The sequence below is a fragment of the Armatimonas sp. genome (genome assembly GCF_043760365.1).
Taxonomy (GTDB): Bacteria; Armatimonadota; Armatimonadia; order Armatimonadales; family Armatimonadaceae; genus Armatimonas.
The window spans coordinates 1-2899 of the sequence record NZ_JAYUPA010000928.1; the positions used below are offsets into that span (position 1 = coordinate 1).

The 2899-nt window shown below is 56.8% G+C and carries 4 protein-coding genes; all 4 read left to right on the forward strand.

Going from position 1 to position 2899, the window contains the following annotated elements; all coding sequences use genetic code 11:
- On the forward strand, positions 1-309 hold a 309-nt coding region (locus ACH2EH_RS23305), incomplete at its 5' end, for a hypothetical protein (protein ID WP_395145545.1).
- Positions 306-938, forward strand: coding sequence for a type I-E CRISPR-associated protein Cse2/CasB (gene casB / locus ACH2EH_RS23310; RefSeq protein ID WP_395145547.1), 633 nt, complete (start codon positions 306-308; stop codon positions 936-938). The genes ACH2EH_RS23305 and casB, both read left to right, overlap by 4 nt.
- A gap of 5 nt (positions 939-943) precedes the next feature.
- The gene (gene cas7e / locus ACH2EH_RS23315) at positions 944-2134 is read left to right on the forward strand and encodes a type I-E CRISPR-associated protein Cas7/Cse4/CasC (protein ID WP_395145549.1); all 1191 of its coding nucleotides are present in this window, start codon (positions 944-946) and stop codon (positions 2132-2134) included.
- Positions 2135-2136: 2 nt separating this feature from the next.
- Complete coding sequence (cas5e, locus tag ACH2EH_RS23320; RefSeq protein ID WP_395145551.1) at positions 2137-2865, forward strand: type I-E CRISPR-associated protein Cas5/CasD; 729 nt, start codon at positions 2137-2139, stop codon at positions 2863-2865.
- Positions 2866-2899 lie beyond the last annotated feature (34 nt).

Consider the following 2899-nt stretch of genomic DNA (forward strand, 5'->3'; position numbering starts at 1 on the left):
GTCTATAACAAGCTGCTCTCTGAGTTTGCCGAGCTCCCGCCGGGAGATTTTTCGAAGCGTGATGCACTACAGGCAGGCTGGAAGAAGGCGGTGCGGAGCGCGGCGTATGCGGCGTTTGAGAGGGCTGTGGGGGACTACGATACGGACAACCATGCTATTGAGCGGGTGACACGGGCACGCAAACAGCTTGGCTTTGGCCTCATGGTGATCTTTGAGACGGCAACAGAGAAAGAAACTCGTGAGGCGAAGAAAAAGGCAAAGCCAGAGAAACAACCAAAGGAAAGTAACCAAGGGGTGCTAAGTTTATGAGCGAGGACAAAAATACAGATGCCCTGCTTGCTGTGGCGGCGATACTGCGCGAGTGCCAGTCGTCGCAGAAGCGTGCGGTGCTGAAGCGCAATGTGGGAGAGACGCTGGAGACAGCGAAGAATGTGAGCTGGTTCTATTATCTGGCCTACCGCCATGAAAAGTTCAGCAACTCTCTTCTCTTTCTGGCAGCAACACTGATTGCTCAGGATAAGAAGACGATAGAGGCATTTGGGAAAGCCGAGAAAGTGCCCGGTGGCCCTCGGAACTTAGGGGCGACACTGGATTTACTAGAGAGGCTTGATGATTCTGATGCCCACAAGAAGCGCCTCATGATAAAGCCCGATCCCGCCCGGCGCGAGAGCCGGTATGAGCGCCGCCTGCGTCTGCTCCTGGATGCGGATTTAGAGCGCGATGGGAGCGGTGAGCTCACCTTTCGCCTTCGGCAGTGCGTGACCATTGTTCTCCAGAAAGACGGATTGATTAACTGGCCGCAGTTGCTTGCAGACATTGACCGCTGGGGACTTCCGAGCAAGTCCGTACAAAAAGAGTGGGCAAAAGCTTTTTATGGCAGCGCCCCAAGCGACGATACCAACACAAACCACGATGCTCCTGATGGAGAGAAAGAATAAACACGATGTCTACCCTTATTGAAGTTCATTTGATCCAGAACCATGCCCCCTCGAACCTGAACCGCGACGATACCGGGAGTCCGAAAGAAGCCTTCTTTGGCGGGGTGAAGCGGGCCCGTATCTCCAGCCAGTGTCTCAAGCGGACGATTCGGCGCAGTGAGATGTTTCAGACGGCCCTTGCGGGGAACCTGGGAACCCGCACTCGACAGCTTCCCGAGGAAATTCGTAAAGCTTTTGAGAGCGACCCGGAGCTAAAGCCGTATGCTGAAGTGGCGGCAAAGAAAGCGTCGGGGTTTGGAACCAAGGACGGGAAAGAGCGTGACGCTGACCCTAAGAGTGGGAAGTTCCTGACGGCTCAGACCATGTTTCTGACTCCTGCCGATATTGAAGCGGTGGCGGAGGTGCTGAAGAAGGCGGCGCGGGAGTCGAAAAACCTGGCAGCATTTGAGAAGCTAACTGCTAAAGACCTCCAGAGCCAAGCACAAGCAAAGGGCTTTCGGCCTATCTCGGTAGATGTTGCGCTTTTTGGGCGGATGGTGACGAGCGAGGCGCTGCGGGATGTGGAGGCGTGCTGTCAGGTGGCACACCCTATCTCAACCCATAAAATCGCGCATGAGTTCGACTACTTCACGGCGGTAGATGATCTCCAGGGGCTGAGCGAGGCCGAGGGAGAAGAGGACTCGGGGGCGGACATGATCGGGGATGTGGAGTACAACTCGGCGTGCTACTACAAGTACCTGTCGCTCGACTTGGACGGCCTGGTGGACAACCTGACGGGTAAAAAGCTCCAGGAGGTCACGGAAGAGAGTCTTGCAAGCGCCAAAGAGCTGGCAAAGAAGACCATTGCCGCGATGGTGGAGGCAGCGGTGATGACTACGCCTTCTGGCAAGCAAAATACGTTTGCCGCGCACCAGCTCCCGGCGGCGGTGCTGGTCGAGGTGCGCCCGGTGAAGACACCGATCTCCTATGCCAATGCGTTTGTAGACCCGGTACGCGCCGGAAAAGACGGCAAAGACCTGGTAACGGGCTCACTCACGGCGTTTGGGGAGCATGTAGCCGCCCTTACCGATGGCTTCAACCTCAAGACGAGCAAGCGCTTGCTTCTCGCCCCTCTGCATAAAGACTGGTCTATCGAAGGGACGGAGAAAGTGAAGAGCCTTGCGGCGCTGCTCTCCGCTCTGGATGAGGCGCTGTAGCCATGAACCCGCTAATTCTCTTACTCCGGTTGGAGGGGCCGCTCCAGTCATGGGGTGGTCGCTCCCGCTGGGATGTGCGTGATACGGGGGACATGCCCACTAAGAGTGGGGTGATGGGTTTGCTCGGCTGTGCGCTAGGCTACCCGATGGGCGATCCTCGGTTAGAGGAGCTCGATAGGGCGCTACGTTTCGGGGTACGGGTGGAAGCGCCCGGTCAGGTGCTGGAAGACTACCAGACCATCACCGACTTTCTGCCGATGGCAGATGGTGGGTACAAACGCCAGAGCGGGACTGCCGCCTCACTGGAGGCACTTCGTGCAAACCCGGATTTTTCCCCTGCCACGATTATCTCGCCACGTTTCTATCTGGAAGATGCCTCGTTTCTGGTGGCGCTTGCACCGCGCTCAGCGGAGGGGAGCGACTTGCTCCATGCCTGTGCCGAGGCACTGCAAGCCCCCCAATGGCCTCTGTTTCTAGGGCGTAAGGCGTGCGTCCCGACGCGGCCTATCTTCGACACGCTCACGGACAAATACCCTTCACTGGAGGTAGCACTTCAGCAAGAACCACACTCCTGGCTTGGTAAGCAAAAGAAAGAGCGCCCAAAGAAAGAGTTACTGCATCGCACGGCTTTTGTTGAAGATGCTTCGGGTTTCCGTACCCGGCAGGACGTAATCCGAACGAGGCCGGGACGGCAGTATGGATTTTTGACACTCAAGGAGGTTCCCTTATGAAGCTCTATACATCTTTACTCATTCCCCATCGTCG